The 15,951-nt window shown below is 68.8% G+C and carries 10 protein-coding genes; 5 read left to right on the forward strand and 5 right to left on the reverse strand.

Translation table 11 applies throughout. The features are described from left to right. Window positions 1-22: 22 nt before the first annotated feature. Entirely contained in the window at window positions 23-1,024 is a 1,002-nt protein-coding gene (locus ASG07_RS00330) for a glycoside hydrolase family 43 protein (RefSeq protein WP_156361673.1), read from the forward strand. An 18-nt stretch (window positions 1,025-1,042) separates the two neighbouring features. On the opposite strand, the gene ASG07_RS00335 is transcribed toward ASG07_RS00330, so the two are convergent. The 3 genes from ASG07_RS00335 to ASG07_RS00345 form a co-directional block, all read right to left on the reverse strand. Further along, the gene (locus ASG07_RS00335; protein WP_055840652.1) at window positions 1,043-2,449 is read right to left on the reverse strand and encodes an efflux transporter outer membrane subunit; all 1,407 of its coding nucleotides are present in this window, start codon (window positions 2,447-2,449) and stop codon (window positions 1,043-1,045) included. Window positions 2,450-2,460: 11 nt separating this feature from the next. After that, window positions 2,461-5,640 (reverse strand): efflux RND transporter permease subunit, encoded by a 3,180-nt coding sequence (locus ASG07_RS00340; protein ID WP_055840654.1) that lies wholly within the window; start codon window positions 5,638-5,640, stop codon window positions 2,461-2,463. An 87-nt stretch (window positions 5,641-5,727) separates the two neighbouring features. Continuing rightward, window positions 5,728-6,984 (reverse strand): efflux RND transporter periplasmic adaptor subunit, encoded by a 1,257-nt coding sequence (locus tag ASG07_RS00345; protein WP_055840657.1) that lies wholly within the window; start codon window positions 6,982-6,984, stop codon window positions 5,728-5,730. Between the two features lie 420 nt (window positions 6,985-7,404). Between ASG07_RS00345 and ASG07_RS00350 the strand changes: the two genes are divergently transcribed. Genes ASG07_RS00350 through dinB form a run of 3 tightly spaced genes read left to right on the forward strand, consistent with a single transcriptional unit; the run spans window position 7,405 to window position 12,821 of the window. After that, complete coding sequence (locus tag ASG07_RS00350; RefSeq protein WP_055840662.1) at window positions 7,405-9,195, forward strand: thiamine pyrophosphate-requiring protein; 1,791 nt, start codon at window positions 7,405-7,407, stop codon at window positions 9,193-9,195. A gap of 53 nt (window positions 9,196-9,248) precedes the next feature. Then, the gene (locus tag ASG07_RS00355) at window positions 9,249-11,693 is read left to right on the forward strand and encodes a DUF3772 domain-containing protein (protein ID WP_236694458.1); all 2,445 of its coding nucleotides are present in this window, start codon (window positions 9,249-9,251) and stop codon (window positions 11,691-11,693) included. A 45-nt stretch (window positions 11,694-11,738) separates the two neighbouring features. After that, window positions 11,739-12,821, forward strand: coding sequence for a DNA polymerase IV (gene dinB, locus ASG07_RS00360; protein ID WP_055840668.1), 1,083 nt, complete (start codon window positions 11,739-11,741; stop codon window positions 12,819-12,821). A gap of 4 nt (window positions 12,822-12,825) precedes the next feature. Here dinB and ASG07_RS00365 read toward each other — a convergent pair whose 3' ends face one another. Both ASG07_RS00365 and ASG07_RS00370 read right to left on the reverse strand, forming a co-directional pair. Continuing rightward, window positions 12,826-13,899, reverse strand: a complete 1,074-nt coding sequence (locus ASG07_RS00365) for a patatin-like phospholipase family protein (protein WP_082474390.1) — start codon at window positions 13,897-13,899, stop codon at window positions 12,826-12,828. After that, window positions 13,896-14,417, reverse strand: a complete 522-nt coding sequence (locus ASG07_RS00370) for a ferritin-like domain-containing protein (protein ID WP_055840672.1) — start codon at window positions 14,415-14,417, stop codon at window positions 13,896-13,898. Before ASG07_RS00370 ends, ASG07_RS00365 begins: the two co-directional genes overlap by 4 nt. A 179-nt stretch (window positions 14,418-14,596) precedes the next feature. Here ASG07_RS00370 and ASG07_RS00375 point away from each other — a divergent pair, with 179 nt between their 5' ends. Continuing rightward, a complete protein-coding gene (locus ASG07_RS00375) occupies window positions 14,597-15,820 on the forward strand; it encodes an MFS transporter (RefSeq protein WP_236694459.1) in 1,224 nt (407 codons plus the stop codon). Window positions 15,821-15,951: the final 131 nt, after the last annotated feature.

The raw sequence follows: 15,951 nt of genomic DNA on the forward strand, positions 1-15,951 counted from the left end.
CTGGCGAGAGGAGATCATGCCGATGACATCGTTCCGCCTGTTGGCCGTCCTTCTGCTGGCCGCGACCCCTGTCGCGGCCGCGCCCGCCGATCCGGTCCGGCCGGGATCGAACCCGATCGTCCGCGACACTTTCACGGCCGATCCCGCGCCGCTGGTCGTCGGCGACCGGCTGTATCTGTACGTCGGCCATGACGAGGCGCAGCGGGACGAGATGTTCACGATGCGCGAATGGCTGGTCTATTCGACGACCGACATGAAGCACTGGACCGCGCACGGTCCGATCATGAACGTCAAGGATTTCAAATGGGCGAAGCAGGACGCCTGGGCATCGCAGACGATCTTCAAGAACGGGAAATACTGGTTCTACGCCGCGGTCGAGCACGACGCGACGCATCCCGGCAAGGCGATCGGGGTCGCGGTGTCGCACTCGCCCACGGGCCCCTTCGTGGATGCGAAGGGATCCGCGCTCATCACCAACCAGATGACCCCGAAAGGCCCGCATAGCTGGGAGGACATCGACCCGACCGTCTTCACCGACGGCGACGGCACGACGTGGATCGCATGGGGCAATCGCAACTGCTACATCGCGAAGCTCAAGCCGAACATGATCGAGATCGACGGCCCGATCCGCGAGATCACGCCCCCGCATTTCGAGGAGGGACCTTGGCTGCACAATCGCGGCGCGACCTATTACCTGACCTATGCCTCGCTGGACCGCAGCACGCACCGCGACGAACGCATCTCCTATGCGACCGCGCCGTCGATCCAGGGTCCGTGGACCTATCGCGGCGAGCTGACCGGATCGGGCAAATACAGCTTCACGATCCATGCCGGCATCGTCGAGTTCAAGCGCAACTGGTACATCTTCCTGCATAATGCGGCGCTGGCGATCGGCGACCTGAACGGCGCGATCGGCCGTCGCGCCGTGACGGTGGAGCATCTCCGCTACAATCCGGACGGCACGATGATCCCGGTCGTGCAGACGGAGGCGGGCGTTTCGGGCGACCCGGCCAAGGGACACTAGCCCGGAGCGCCTCCACGCTCAGACGTTCCAGCCGCCACCAAGCGCCCTGAACAGGTCGACCTGCGCGGTGGCGATCTGCGCATCGGCCAGGGCGAGCGCCGCCTCCGTGTCGGCCAGCGTGCGTTCGGCGTCCAGCGCGACGAGGCTGTCGATCTGGCCCTCGCGCTGCTGGGCGCGGGTGATCCGGGCGGCGGCGGCGGCCTGATCGCGCGCCGATTGCAGCGCGGTGCGGCGTTGCAGGACGTTTGCATAGGCGGACAGCGCGGTTTCGCTTTCCTCGAGCGCCTGCAACACGGTGCCGTCGAAAGTGGCGAGCGCCGCCTGCGTATCGGCCTCCGCGCCGGCGATACGCGCGCGCGCCTTCGTCGGGTTGACGTTCCAGTTGATGAGCGGGCCGAGCAGCCAACGCAAAGGGCCGCCGCCGAACAGGTCACCGAGGCCGGTGCTGGTCTGGCCGATCGATCCGCCCAGACTGATCTTCGGGTATAGGTCGGCGGTGGCGACGCCGATCCGCGCGGTGGCGGCGGCGAGGCGGCGTTCGGCGGCGCGCACGTCCGGACGGCGGGCGAGCAACTGCGCTCCGTCGCCGATCGGGATCGGGCGATCGAGCCGCAGCGTCGTCGTGCGGGCGGCGGCGATCGGCGGCAGGTCGGCGGGCGCGCGTCCGGTCAGCGTCGCGAGCCGGAACAGCGCCGCCTGACGCTGCGCCCGGATCGCGGGGATGTCGGCGAGGCGCTGATCGCGCAGTGCGGCGATGCGCGCGGTGTCGAGGCCGGTGGTCAGGCCGACCTTGGCGCGGTTCGACGTGACGCCGAGCGAGCGGTCGATCAGCGCGACGATCCGCTCCGCCACGGCGATGCGTTCGGCGGCGGAGGCGGCGTCGGCATAGGCGCGGGCGGTCTCGGCGGCGATCGACACGCGGACCGCGTCGAGGTCCGCCTGCGCCGCGCCGACGTCGCCCCGCGCCGCCTCGACGTTGCGGCTGATGCGGCCGAACAGGTCGACTTCGTAGGAGACGTTGAGGCCGCCGTCGACGCGCCAGCCCTCTCGATCGACGCCGGGGATCGTCTGGATTTCGGACACGCGGCCGTAATTGCCGCTGGCGCTGACATTGCCCTGCGGCTGGCGGTCGCCGCGAACCTCGCGAAGCGACGCGCGCGCCCGGGCGAGGCGGGCGGCGGCGACGCGCAGGTCGGTGTTCGCCCTGAGCGCGTCGGTGACGAGGCCGTCGAGGACGGGGTCGTCATAGAGTTGCCACCAGCGGTCGCTGGCAGGCGCGGTCGGGTCGATCGCGGTGCTGGTCGACAGGAACGGCCCCGCCGCGGCGGCGGGCGTCTGCGGGGCGACATAGTCTGGGCCGGTCGCGCAGGCGGCGAGGGCCAGCGCTGTGGCCAGTGCGGAGACGGTGGCGAGGATGGCACGCATGGTTTGGCTCCTTATTCCGCCGGCAGCGCGTGGGGCGCGGGGCTGGCGGCGTGCCGGCGGCGGGCGAGACGATCGCCCAGCGCGCGGCACACGACGTAGAAGGTGGGCGTGAACAACAGGCCGAAGCCGGTGACGCCGATCATCCCGAAGAACACCGCGGTGCCCAGCGCCTGCCGCAGTTCGGCACCGGCACCCTTCGCGATCAGCAGCGGCACCGCGCCCAGGATGAACGCGAAGCTGGTCATCAGGATCGGCCGCAACCGGTCCTGCGCCGCGCGCACCGCCGCCTCGACCGGCGACAAGCCGTCCTGTTCCTCCGCCTGTTTGGCGAACTCGACGACGAGAATCGCGTTCTTGGCGGCGAGTGCGATCAGCACGACGAGGCCGATCTGGGTCAGGACGTTGTTGTCCATCCCCCGCAGGTTCACGCCGATCATCGCCGCGAGCAGGCACATCGGCACGATCAGGATGATCGACAGCGGCAGCACGAGGCTTTCATACTGCGCCGCCAGCACGAGGAAGACGAACACCACCGCCAGCGCGAAGACGATCGCCGCCGTGCTGCCCGCCGCCTTCTGCTGGAAGGCGATGCCGGTCCATTCGGTGCCGTAGCCCGCCGGCAGCGTCTCGGCCGCGACCTTTTCCATCGTCACCAGCGACCGGCCCGAGGAATAGCCGGGCGCGGTATCGCCATCGACCTCGACCGCGGGGAAGAGGTTGTAGCGGGTGACGCGGTACGGCCCGGTCTTGTCGCGGAAGGTCGACACCGATCCGATCGGGACCATCGCGCCGCTGTTCGACCGCGTCTTCAGGTTGGCGATGTCCGCCGTGTTCGCGCGGAACGGCGCGTCTGCCTGCGCCGTGACGCGATAGGTCCGGCCGAGCAGGTTGAAGTCGTTGACGAACGCCGAGCCGAGATACACCTGCAACGCCTCGAACACGCGTTCCGGGGGGACGCCGAGCATGTCCGCCTTGGCGCGGTCGATGTCGGCGAAGATGCGCGGCGTGGCGCTGTCGAAGAAGGTGAAGACCTGCGCCAGCCCCTCGGTCTGGTTCGCCTTCGCGAGCAGCTTGCCTGTCTCCTCGCCCAGCTTCTGGTAGCTGCCGCCGTTCTTGTCCTGCACGATCAGGCGATAGCCGCCGGCCGAACCGATGCCTTGAATCAGCGGCGGCGGAATGACGAGGATGCGGGCCTCGTCGATGTCCGCGGTGACCTTGCGCGCCTCCGCCATGATGCCGGCGAGGGTGACGCCGAGCGCCTGCCGGTCCTCGAACGATTTCAGCGGGATGTAGGCGGCGGCGGCATTGGGGGCGAGCGTTTGCGACGGGCCGTCGAAGCCCGCGAGCATCACCGCGCCCTTGACCCCCGCCAGCGGCAGGATGCGCTTGGCGACCTTTTGCACGACGGCGTCGGTGCGTTCGACCGACGCGCCGGAGGGAAGCTGGACGACGGTCAGGAAGTAACCCTGATCCTGCGCCGGGATGAAGCCCGATGGCGTCGCCCAGAACAGCGCGCCGGTGGCGGCGATCAGGCCGAGATAGACCGTCATCATCCGCTTCGGCCGGGCGACCAGTGCGGCGGTGAGCGCGGCGTAGCGGGCGCTCATCCGTTCGAAGCCGCGGTTGAACGCATCGCCGGCGCGCCGGACGGTGCGGGTCAGGCGGTTGCCGTGCTCCGCATGGACGTGCGCCTTGAGCAGCATCGCGGCGAGCGCCGGCGACAGCGTCAGCGACAGCAGCAGCGAGATGATCGTCGCCGTCGAGATCGTCACGGCGAACTGGCGGTAGAAGGCGCCCGACAGCCCGGTGAGGAACAGCGTCGGCACGAACACCGCGCACAGCACCAGCACGATCGCCACCAGCGCGCCCGACACCTCGTCCATCGATGTGCGGGCCGCCTCCAGCGGAGTCAGCCCGCGCTCCAGGTTGCGCTCGACATTCTCGACCACGACGATCGCGTCGTCGACGACGATGCCGATCGCCAGCACCAGCCCGAACAGCGACAGGTTGTTGAGGCTGTAGCCCAGCGCCGCCAGCACCGCGAAGGTGCCGATCAGCGACACCGGGATGGCCACGATCGGGATGATCGCCGCACGCCATTTCTGGAGGAAGACGAGGATGACGAGCACGACGAGGATCATCGCCTCGACCAGAGTATGCTTCACAGCGTCGATCGACTGGGCGATGAACTCGGTCGGGTTGTAGATGACGCGGTATTCCAGCCCCTTGGGGAAGTCCTTCGCCATCGCGTTCATCTCCGCGCTGACCGCCTCGGCGGCGGCGAGCGCGTTCGATCCGGGGCGCTGGAAGACGGCGGCGATAACCGTGGGTTCGCCCGACAAATAGGTGTTGGAGCCGTAATCGGCCGCGCCCAGTTCGACGCGCGCGACATCGGCGACGCGGACCTGACGACCGTCCGCATCGGTGCGGATCACGACCTGCGCGAACTGCGCCGGATCGACGAGACGACCCTGCGTTTCGACGTTGAGCTGGAACGCGCTGCCGTTCGCGTAGGGCGGTTGGCCGAGCGTGCCGGCGGCGACCTGCACGTTCTGCGCGCGCAATGCCTGGACGATGTCGCCCGCCGTCAGGTTGAGCGCGGCGGCGCGGCCGGGATCGATCCACACGCGCATCGCATAGTCGCGTGCGCCGAACAGCCGCACGTCGCCGACGCCGTCGATGCGCGCCAGCCGGTCGCGGACCTGCGTCAGCGCGTAGTTGGAGATGTAGCCGCGATCGAGGCTGTGGTCCGGTGATACGAGGTTCACGACCATCAGGAAGTCGGGCGAGGTCTTGCGCGTGACGACGCCGAGGCGCTGCACCTCCTCGGGCAGGCGGGGCACGGCGACGGCGACGCGGTTCTGGACCAGCACCTGCGCGGCGTCGAGGTCGGTGCCGAGCTTGAAGGTGACGGTGATCGTGACCGTGCCGTCGCCGGTCGACTGGCTGCTCTGGTAGAGCATGTTGTCGACGCCGTTGATCTCCTGCTCGATCGGCGCGGCGACCGTCTCCGCGACGGTTTCCGCCGACGCGCCGGGATAGGTGGCGGTGACCGTCACCGTCGGCGGCACGATGTCGGGATATTGGGAGACCGGCAGGCCCCAATAGGCGATCGCGCCGACGATCGTGATGATGACCGCGATGACCGCGGCGAAGATCGGGCGCGTGATGAAGAAGCGCGAAAAGCGCATGGCAGGCTCCCCGGAAGAGGATGAAGTTCGACAGGCATGTCGGTCTCACCCTCACCGGCGATAGGCCCGGGTGAGGGTGAGTAGGTGTTACCGGGCGAAGGTCACTTCGCCCGCAAGCGGAGCGCCGCCGCCGCCGGGTGGCGCGGCTTCGGATACGGGCGCGATGCGGCCGGGCCTGGCGGTGACCTTCGTGCCGGGCATCGCCATCTGCGTGCCGCTGATGACGACGCGGTCGGTGAGCGACAGGCCGGCGCGGATCACGCGCAGCCCGCCCAGCACGGGGCCGAGCTGCACCGGCTTGGCTGCGACGGAGCCGTCCCGCGCGACCGTCAGCAGCGTCTTGCGCGCCTGGTCGGTCTGCACCGCCGAATCGGGGACGAGCAGCGCGCGGGTCGTGCCGCCGCTGCCAAGGCGCATGTTGCCGAACAGGCCCGGCGTCAGGAACAGGCCGGGATTGGCGAGCACCGCGCGGCCACGGATCGTGCCCGACTTGGGGTCGAGGCCGTTGTCGGTGAAATCGAGGCGACCCTTCCAGCGATAGTCGCCCTCGTCCTGCAACTTCACCTCGACCGGGGTCACGTCGGCACCCGAGGCGGCGGCGCGTCTGGTCTTGAGGAACAGCGCCTCCGACCCCTCGAAGGTGAAGTAGATCGGATCGAGCGCGTTGATCGTGGTCAGCAGCGTGCCGTTCGAGTCGCCAGCGGCGACGAGGTTGCCGGCATCGATGCGGCGGTCGGAAATGCGGCCGGCGATCGGCGCGCGGACCTGCGTGAATTCCACGTCCAGCGCGCGCGAGCGGACGCGGGCCTGCGCGGCGGCGAGGCTGGCGGTGGCGGCGCGCAGGCGGGCGTTGAGCTGGTCGACGTCGCTTTTCGAGACTGCGTCGTCGGCGACGAGCCGGTTGGCGCGGTCGAGATTGGCGCGGGCGAGCGCGACGTCGCTCTGCGCGCTGGCAAGCCCGGCGCGCGCTTCGGCGAGCGAGGCGGCGAAGGGGCGGGGGTCGATGGTAAAGAGCAACTGGCCCCTCCGCACGATCGCGCCGTCGGTGAAGTGGATCGCGGTGACCGCGCCCGATACGCGCGGGCGCACCTCGACGCTGCGGCTCGCCTCGAAGCGGCCGACATAATCGTCCCACTCGTTCACCTCGCGCACCAGCGGCTGCGAGACGGTGACGGTGGGCGGCGGCGGTGCGGCGACGGCGGGAGCCTCGCGGTCGATCAGCGTATAGCCGAGCGCGACGGCGGCGACAGGCAGCAGCACCAGCGCCGGCTTGCGCCAGCGTGTTTTGGCGGGGGCGGGCGACGCGTCATCCTGCCGGGCCTCGACGGGCGAATACATGTTCATGCGCGGGCTCCCTTCGGAAAGGCGGCGGCGGAAGTCTGGTGGGCCATGATGATCTCCCTCGATCATGTCTGATGGACGCAGCGGGTCGTTGCCCGCGGACCCCGTGTCGACGGGGCGTCCGTGGCGGATGAAATTCGGCACAGGGGTGTGATCGGCTACGCAGTCGCGCGCCGTGGATCGCTCCGGCAAGGGACAGGCTGGCCCTCCCACTCCGCGAGGGCCATGCGTTACGCTGGGACGCGATCGGTCGTTGGGGCCGTCACGTTCTATACTGAACGGTATATAAACGGAGCGACACGTTCGTCAATAGCATTGTGTACCGACAGGTATGTTTCGTGTCCAGCGTGTTCATTCTCGCGTGCCCGGAACCCTCCCGACTCCCCTGACGTACTGGACCCGAACAACCGCAAGGACGTCGGCATGAGCAAATCGACCAGCGACTTCATCGTCGAGCGTCTGAAGGCGTGGGGCGTGACGCGCATCTACGGTTACTCCGGCGACGGTATCAACGGCGTGCTCGGCGCGCTGCAGCGCGCGGAAAAGGCAGGCGAGGGGATCGAGTTCATCCAGGTCCGGCATGAGGAGATGGCCGCGTTCATGGCCACCGCGCATGCAAAGTTCACCGGCGAGCTGGGCGTGTGCCTGTCGACCGGCGGGCCGGGCGCGACCCACATGCTGACGGGGATGTACGATGCCAAGCTGGACCACGCGCCGTTGCTGGCGATCTGCGGGCAGGCCGAGTCGACGGTCCGCGGGGCAGTATACCAGCAGGAACTGAACCTCGACCGCGTCTTCGCCGATGTCGCGGCGTTCGTGCAGGAGGCCGCCGCGCCCGCGCAGATCCGGCACCTGATCGACCGGGGCCTGCGCGTCGCGATTGCTGGCAACACCGTCACCGCACTGATCTTCCCGAAGGACGTGCAGGACGAGCCGTGGGAGGAGCCGGCGCGCGCGCATGGCTTTACCCGGTCCGGCCCCGGCTATTCGCGGCCATTGGTCGTGCCGAAGGACGCGGACCTGCGCCGGGCCGCCGAGGTGCTGAACGCTGGATCTAAGGTCGCCATCCTGATCGGCGCGGGTGCGCGCGAGGCGGCGGCGGAGGTCGAGCATGTCGCCGACCTGCTCGGTGCGGGCGTCGCCAAGGCGCTGCTGGGCAAGGACGTGCTGCCCGACGACCTGCCCTTCGTCACGGGATCGATCGGGCTGCTCGGCACGAAGCCGTCGTCGGACATGATGGAGGGATGCGACACGCTGCTGATGATCGGCACCGGCTTTCCGTGGGCGGAGTTCCTGCCGAAGGACGGGCAGGCGCGGGCGGTGCAGATCGACATCGCCGCCGACATGCTCGGCCTGCGCTATCCGGTGGAGGTGAATCTGCACGGCGGCGCGGCGGAGACATTGCGCGCGCTGCTGCCGTTCCTCCGGCGCAAGACGGACCGTGGCTGGCTGGACGGGATCGTCGCCGACATGGCCGACTGGCACGAGACGCTGAAGAAGCGCGCGTTCGCCGCCGCCAGCCCGGTCAATCCGCAGCGGGTCGTATACGAGATGTCGCCGCGCCTGCCGGCGGATGCGATCGTCACCTCCGACTCGGGGTCCTGCGCCAACTGGTATGCGCGCGACTATCAGGTGAAACGCGGCCAGCGATCGTCGCTGTCGGGCGGGCTGGCGTCGATGGGTGCGGCGGTGCCCTATGCGATCGCGGCGAAGTTCGCGTTTCCGCATAAGCCCGTCGTGGCGCTGGTCGGCGACGGCGCGATGCAGATGAACAATATGGCGGAGCTCATCACCGTCCAGAAATACTGGCAGCGCTGGGCCGATCCGCGGCTGATCGTCTGCGTCTTCAACAACGAGGATCTGAACGAGGTGACCTGGGAGCAGCGCGTCATGGAGGGCAATCCGCGCTTCGCCACGACGCAGGACATTCCCGACGTGCGCTATTCGCAGTTCGCGGAGATGATCGGGCTGACTGGGATCTTCCTCGACGATCCGGAGCAGCTCGGTGCGGCGTGGGACAGGGCGCTGGCGGCGGACCGGCCGGTGGTTCTGGAAGTGAAGACCGATCCGGAGGTCGCACCGCTGCCGCCGCACGTCACGTTCGAGCAGGCGAAGGCGTTCATGTCGTCGATGGCGAAGGGCGACAAGGGTGCCGGTCGCGTGATGATGGAGACGGTGCGCCAGTTGATCGGCGGCAACCCGAAGGCGGACTGACGGAATCGGAGCGGGGGTCGCCCCCGGCGTGACGGACGGTTAAGGAGAGGGCCGTGTCCCGTCGCCCTATCCCGTTCGTCGCCGCGCTGCTGGTGTATCTCGCCGCCGCGTTCCTGCTCGCCGTGCCACTGGCGGCGCAATCCGACGATCCCGTCGGCCGCGCGATCACCAGCCTGTCGACGGCATCCGGCGAAGTCCGCGCGGTCGAGCGTGCCGCCGATACCGCCGATACGCGCGAGGATCGCGCCGCGCTGACCGACCGACTCTCCGCCGTCCGCGCCACCGCCGCCGATATGGCCACGACGCTGGAGGCGGAGATGGCGCTGGTCGACGCCAAGATCGCGGAGATCGGCCCGGCCACCCCGGGCATCGTCGATGCGCCCGACATCGCCGCGCAGCGCAAGCTGCTGGCGCAACGACGTGCGACGATCGACTCCGCCGTCCGCCGCGGCAAGCTGCTGAACGTCGAGGCGCAGCAACTCGCGGACCGGATCGTCGCGGATCAGGCGGCGGAACTGGGACGAAGCTGGGCGACGCGCAATGCGTCCCCCCTGACGCCGGGTTTCTGGGCGGCGATGCTGGAGGCGACGCCGCGCGACATCGGGCGCGTCGCCCGGATCGTCGAACAGGTGATGGCGGACATCGGTCGTGGCCTGTCCGGCGGCGGCGTCTGGATCGCGCTGCTCGGCGTGGTCGCGGCGGTCGCGCTCGGCTGGCCGGCGCGCATCGCGCTGCGGGAGGCGGGTCGCCGCTATGCGATCGGTGCCGCGCCCGGCCACCGCGTCCGCCGCACCGGCTATGCGATGTGGCGGCTGGTCACGGGCACCGCGCTGCCGACGCTGGCGGCGCTCGCGCTGGTGCAGGGGTTGCGCTGGTCGGGGCTGACCGGGGCGACGGTCGATCCGATCCTGACAGCGGCCGTGTTCGCGATCGGGATGGGGGCGTTCATCGGCGCACTGGGGGCGGCGCTGTTGATGCGCAGCCAAGGTTCGTGGCGGCTGTTGCCGATCGATGACGATGTCGCGCGCGCGCTGATGCCGTGGGTGTGGGTGCTGGCGGTGCTGACCTCCGCCGACATCCTGCTGTCCGCCATCGTCGAGACGATGCGGCTGAGCACGACCGCCGTCGCCGTCACCGATGCGGCGATCGCGGCCGTCCGGCTGCTGGCGATCGGCGGCCTGCTGTTCACGCTGGGCCGGCTGCGCAGTCGTGCCCGCGCCGAGGCGGAGGCGGCGGCGACGGACGACGCGCCCGTCAGCGGTGCGGGCGCGGCGCGGGCGGGCGTCGGGATCGTCACGCTGGTCGTCTGGCTGGTGACGCTGGCGAGCGCGGGCGCGCTGTTGGCAGGCTACACCACCTTCAGCCTGTTCCTGACCCGCATTGCGATCGAGTGGCTGGCGATCGTCGTCGGCACTTTCTATCTGTTGCTCGCCTTCGTTGACGACGTCGTGACGACGGTCTTTTCCGCCGACAGCCGTACCGGCCACGTCCTGGCGCGCGGCGTCGGCATCCGGCCGGGCGCGATCGACCAGTTCGGGGTGCTGTCGTCGGGCCTGCTTCGCCTCGGGCTGGCGCTGGTCGCGATCGTCATGCTGCTGACGCCGTTCGGGTCGGGCATCGACAGCACGGTCGAGCGGTTCGGTACCGTCGCCGGCGGCATCACCGTCGGCGATGTCAGCATCTCGCCCGGCGCGATCATCCGCGCCGTGCTGGTCCTCGTCGTCGGGCTGACGCTGGCGCGGCTGTTCCTGCGCTGGCTGAACGACCGGTATCTGCCGACGACCGCGATGGATGTCAGCGCACGCAATTCGTTCGCGATGATCGCGCGGTACATCGCGATCATCCTCGCGGTGCTGTGGGGCCTCGCCTCGCTCGGCATCGGTATGGAGCGGATCGCGCTGCTGCTGTCGGCGCTGTCGGTGGGCATCGGGTTCGGTTTGCAGGCGATCACGCAGAACTTCGTGTCCGGCCTGATCCTGCTGGCGGAGCGGCCGGTGAAGATCGGCGACCTCGTCCGCATCGGCACCGACGAGGGCGACGTGAAGCGGATCAGCGTACGATCGACCGAGATCGAGCTGGCCGACCACTCGACGCTGATCGTGCCGAATTCGGAACTGATTACGAAGACGGTGCTGAACAAGACGATGTCGAATGCGCTGGGCCGGTTGCAGGTGCAGTTCTCCGTTCCGCTGAATATCGAGCCGCAGCGTATCCGCCAGATCGTGCTCGACGTGTTCGCGGCCGAACCCTCGATCCTCGACGATCCCGCGCCGGTGGCGTTCGTCGACAATATCGTCGACGGCCGCATCCTGTTCAACTGCTTCGCCCACACATCGAGCCCGCGGACATCCTATCCGGCGCGCAGCAGCGCGCTGCTGATGATCCTGCAACGGTTGGCGGAGCAGCATATCGACGTCGGCACGGTGCCACAGCAATTGCAATTGCTGCCCGCGCATCGGCGGGACGACGAGCAGGGCCACCACGACCCAATCGGCTGATAAAGCGGCGTTCCCTGTCCGTTCCGATGTTGCTATAGGTCGGCCATGCCCGGCGGATCGGTACGCAAGATCATCCATGTCGACATGGACGCGTTCTTCGCGTCCGTAGAGCAGCGCGACGACCCGTCGCTGCGCGGCAAGCCCGTCGCGGTCGGGCACGGAGCGGCCCGCGGCGTGGTCGCGGCGGCGAGTTACGAGGCGCGTGCGTTCGGAGTGAAGTCCGCATTGCCGTCGGTGACCGCGCAGCGCCGGTGCCCCGACCTGATCTTCGTACCGCCGCGCTTCGACGTGTACCGCGCCGTGTCGCGGCAGATCCACGCGATCTTTGCGGAGTTCACGCCGCTCATCCAGCCGCTGTCGCTGGACGAAGCGTATCTGGACGTGACCGCCAATCTGGCCGGGCTGCCGACCGCCTGGGCCACCGCCAGGGCGATCCGGGCACGCATCCTGGAGGAGACGGGGCTGACCGCATCGGCGGGTATTTCGTACAACAAGTTTCTCGCGAAGCTGGCGTCCGATCACCGCAAGCCCAATGGGCAGTTCGCGGTGACGCCCGACATGGGGGCGGACTGGGTCGAGGCGCTGCCGGTGTCGCGCTTCCACGGGGTCGGGCCAGTGACGGCGGCGAAGATGAAGCGGCTGGGGATCGAAACGGGGGCAGACCTGAGGGCCAAGTCGCTCGATTTCCTCGAACGACATTTCGGGAGTTCGGCGGGCTGGTATCACGCGATCGCCCGGGGCGAGGACGATCGCCCGGTCAACCCCGATCGCGTGCGCAAGTCGTCGGGATCGGAAACCACCTTCGATCGCGACCTGACCGAACCGGCGGAGATCGAGGCGGGCGTGCTGCGCATGGCCGACGATGTCTGGGCGTGGTGCGAGAAGGCGCGGATGTTCGGGAGGACCGTGACGGTGAAGGTCAAGTTCCGCGACTTCCGCCAGATCACCCGCAGCCGGAGCCACACGGGCGCAGTGGCCGACCATGCCATTTTGCGTGCCGCCAGCCTCGACCTGATCCGGTCGATCTACCCGCCTGAAACCGGCATCCGGCTGGTCGGCGTCACCGTGTCCAACTTCGAGGATCCCGCCGACCGGGATGCGACGGGGCTGCCCCTGTTCGACGCCTGACCGTTCAGATGTGCGGGCGGAACGGTCGCGGTGCCAGATCATGGCGGACCTTCCGCAGAAACGGCGGACCGGATGCCGCGGGGTCCGACTCATACGCGGTCAGCCCCGGCTCTCCGATCGCGATACGCCCGGCGTCGAGATCGGCCAGCGCCCGCTGCATGTCGCGCTGCCCTGCCAGCCAGCGAGCCCGCACCGATCCCGGCGAGAAGTCGAACGCTTTGCCGACGACCTCCTCGTCCTGATCCGTATAGGCGATGTGCAGCAGCGTCACCGACGCGGTATCGCCCCGTGCCGCGCGTTCGTCGAACACCGCCTGCCACGCGGCGATCGCGCGTCGGCTTTGCGTCGCGAAGATCAGGTCCTGCATTCGCTCGGCCGCTTCCGTCACCGTGGTGGGAGCCGGACGGTGCAGGGGCAGCAGGTCGACCGCGATGCAGAGCAAGGGTCGTTCGGCGGGTTCCGCGAGTATCGCATCGAGCGGCAGATTGGCGGAGATGCCCGCATCCGCGATCAGACGGCCCTCGATCCATTGCGGGGGGAACGCAGGCGGCAGCGCGCAACTCGCCCGCAGATGCGCAATCGAAACCGGATCATGCGCGGTGTCGAACATCACGTCCTCGCCGCTGTCCAGATCGATGGCGGTGGCGGTGAAACGGGGCGATCCGCCGTTCAGGCGGTCGAAGTCGATCAACTGCTCCAGCGAACGGGCGAGGAGCGCGGTGTCGTAGAGGCTGGGCGGCTCCATGTTCATCGTCATGGCACGCGGTGTGAACAGGCCGGGCTGTCCGGTCGCCGCCACCGAAGCAGCCGCCGCGGACCGGCGTAAAGTTTCCATTGCGGGGAAAAGCGGTGGCCGGGATGCCGGTTGCCAGAACGCCTGCAGCGCGGACAGCCGCTGCTCGCGGCGATTGCCGCAGATCAGCGCCCCGACGATCGCCCCGGCAGAGGCACCCGCCACCCGGTCCGGCTCCAGTCCGTGATCGTGCAGCGCCTCGTACACACCACCATGATAGGCCCCCAGCGCGTTGCCGCCGCTTAGGGCCAGCGCCAGATCATGGCATGCCGCCCTGTCGCTCAATGGCTGGCTGTCTCTCCGGCGGCACGGCGAGCAGCATATTTCAACGTCAGCGGCGCGTTATGCTCATCGATCCAAGCGGCCATGGACCGTTCCTCGCGCAGCGAGGTCTGCAGCAGCGCGGTCGGTCCGCCGAAGCTGCCCGCCTCCGCCAGCGCGATCAGCGACGTGTAGCTCGCCGCCTCGAAATTCTCGAACGCATAGTTAGCGAAGCTGTTCTTCAGGATCTCGTCGGGCGCGAACACATGCGCCAGCGCGGCGAGATTGCCGGAGATCGACAGCGCGAAATCCTTCACCGCCGAATGGGTTTCGCCGAAGCCGGACAGAATCTCCTCGACCCGCTGGATCTGCTGCTCCGTCTCGCCGCGATGCCGGCGCAACGCCTCCTCGACCTCGGGATAATCCGCCAGGTGGTCGAGCTGGCGGTCGATCAGCGCCAGCGCCTGATGCTCGACGCCGTGGACGTTCTTCAGGCCGGTGACGAACAGCGACTGAACGACTTGGTTGGGAAGGGTAGCCATAGGGCGCTCCTGTATCAGGTAATGGGTACGCACTTCGAACGCGGTCGCTCCCCTAAATGTCCTTGTAAAATCAATAGCATGATGTGGATCAGCATCCTGCTTGGGGCCGCCGGGCGCGCCGGCGCTGGCAATCGGCCTCCGATGCGCCGACACAGCGTGGGCACGGAGGGGAGCGAGCGTTGCAGGATGGAATATCGGGCAGGACGGACAGGCGCGTCTTCGCGGCGCCGGTCGGTGGGCTGGCAGCGTTCGCGGTGGCGAACATCGGTGGGGTGGTCGCCTATCTGCCGCTGCTGACGCTGTTGCTGCCGATCAAGGCCGATCTCGTCGCGGGCGATGCGCGGATCGGCGTATTGACCGTTGCGGTCGTGGCGGGTGCGCTGGCCGCGAGTGGCGCGAATATCCTGTTCGGCTGGCTCGGCGACCGTGCGCTGGAGCGGGGCAAGGGTCGGCGCGGCGGGATGGCGGCGGGCCTGATCGCGACGATCGCCGCCTATGCGCTGGTGGCATTCGCCGTAACCCCGATTGCGCTGGTGCTGGCGATCCTCCTGTTCCAGCTCGCGGTCAACGCGCTGCTGTCACCCTTGTTCGCGTTGATGGCGGAGGAGGTGCCGGACCGTGACAAGGGCGTTGCGGGCGGCCTGCTCTCGCTCGGCAATCCCGTCGCCTCCGCCTTCTCCGCGGCGATCGTCGCGACGTGGTTCCTGAACGAGGGCGCGCGGCTTGCCGCCGTGGCGGTGGCGATCACCGCATGTTTCCTGCCGCTGCTGCTCCGCCGTGCAAGTCCAGTCGTGGAAGCGCCGGCCGAGGCCGCTGTCCGCTCACCTGGATTGGACCGGCGCGACCTGGTCGTGGCGCTCATCGCCCGGCTGCTGGTTCAGGTCGCGAGCAGCGTGCTGTTCGTCTACCTGCTCTATTACCTGAACGGCATATCGCCCGGCGACGCACCGTCGACTGTCGCCACGCGGGCGGGTCAGGTCCTGACGATCGCCTTCGTCGCGCCGCTGCCGGTAGCGATCCTGGTCGGCCGCCTGTCAGACCGCATCCGCCGCCGCAAGCCGTTCCTGCTGGGCGCGGCGATCGTATCGGCGGCGGGTCTGCTGGGCATGGCGGCGGCGGACGGACCCATGTTCGGTGCGACGATGTTCGGTATGTTCGTGATGGGTCATGCCGTGTTCGTGGCGCTGCACTCGGCCTTTGCGATGCAGTTGCTGCCCGATCCGCGTCGACGAGGGCGCGACCTTGGCCTGCTCAATCTGGCGAATACGCTGCCCTCGCTGCTCGGCCCGCCGCTGACATGGTGGCTGGCGAGCCCGACGGATTTCGACGCGGTGCTGATGGTGCTGGCCGCATTGACGGTTTCGGGAGGCGTGATGATGCTCGGGGTGCGGGGGCGACCCTAACGACATCCCGTTGTGGGGGGAGCCGTCTCATGAGATGGTGGCGGAGCGGCCTGTTCGCGGACGCGGAAACTGGCCCCGTCGCCTTCGAATCAGCGATCGTCGCATTGACACGAAAGCTCATCCGGCCGTAA

This window comes from Sphingomonas sp. Leaf343 (genome assembly GCF_001423765.1).
In the GTDB taxonomy this organism is placed as follows: Bacteria; Pseudomonadota; Alphaproteobacteria; order Sphingomonadales; family Sphingomonadaceae; genus Sphingomonas.

Excerpts from the sequence above, each read along its gene's own strand:
- ASG07_RS00370 (WP_055840672.1), bottom strand. The coding sequence starts at position 14,417 with ATGGCTACCCTTCCCAACCAAGTCGTTCAGTCGCTGTTCGTCACCGGC.
- ASG07_RS00350 (WP_055840662.1), top strand. The coding sequence starts at position 7,405 with ATGAGCAAATCGACCAGCGACTTCATCGTCGAGCGTCTGAAGGCGTGG.
- ASG07_RS00335 (WP_055840652.1), bottom strand. The coding sequence starts at position 2,449 with ATGCGTGCCATCCTCGCCACCGTCTCCGCACTGGCCACAGCGCTGGCC.
- ASG07_RS00340 (WP_055840654.1), bottom strand. The coding sequence starts at position 5,640 with ATGCGCTTTTCGCGCTTCTTCATCACGCGCCCGATCTTCGCCGCGGTC.
- ASG07_RS00330 (WP_156361673.1), top strand. The coding sequence starts at position 23 with ATGACATCGTTCCGCCTGTTGGCCGTCCTTCTGCTGGCCGCGACCCCT.
- dinB (WP_055840668.1), top strand. The coding sequence starts at position 11,739 with ATGCCCGGCGGATCGGTACGCAAGATCATCCATGTCGACATGGACGCG.
- ASG07_RS00345 (WP_055840657.1), bottom strand. The coding sequence starts at position 6,984 with ATGAACATGTATTCGCCCGTCGAGGCCCGGCAGGATGACGCGTCGCCC.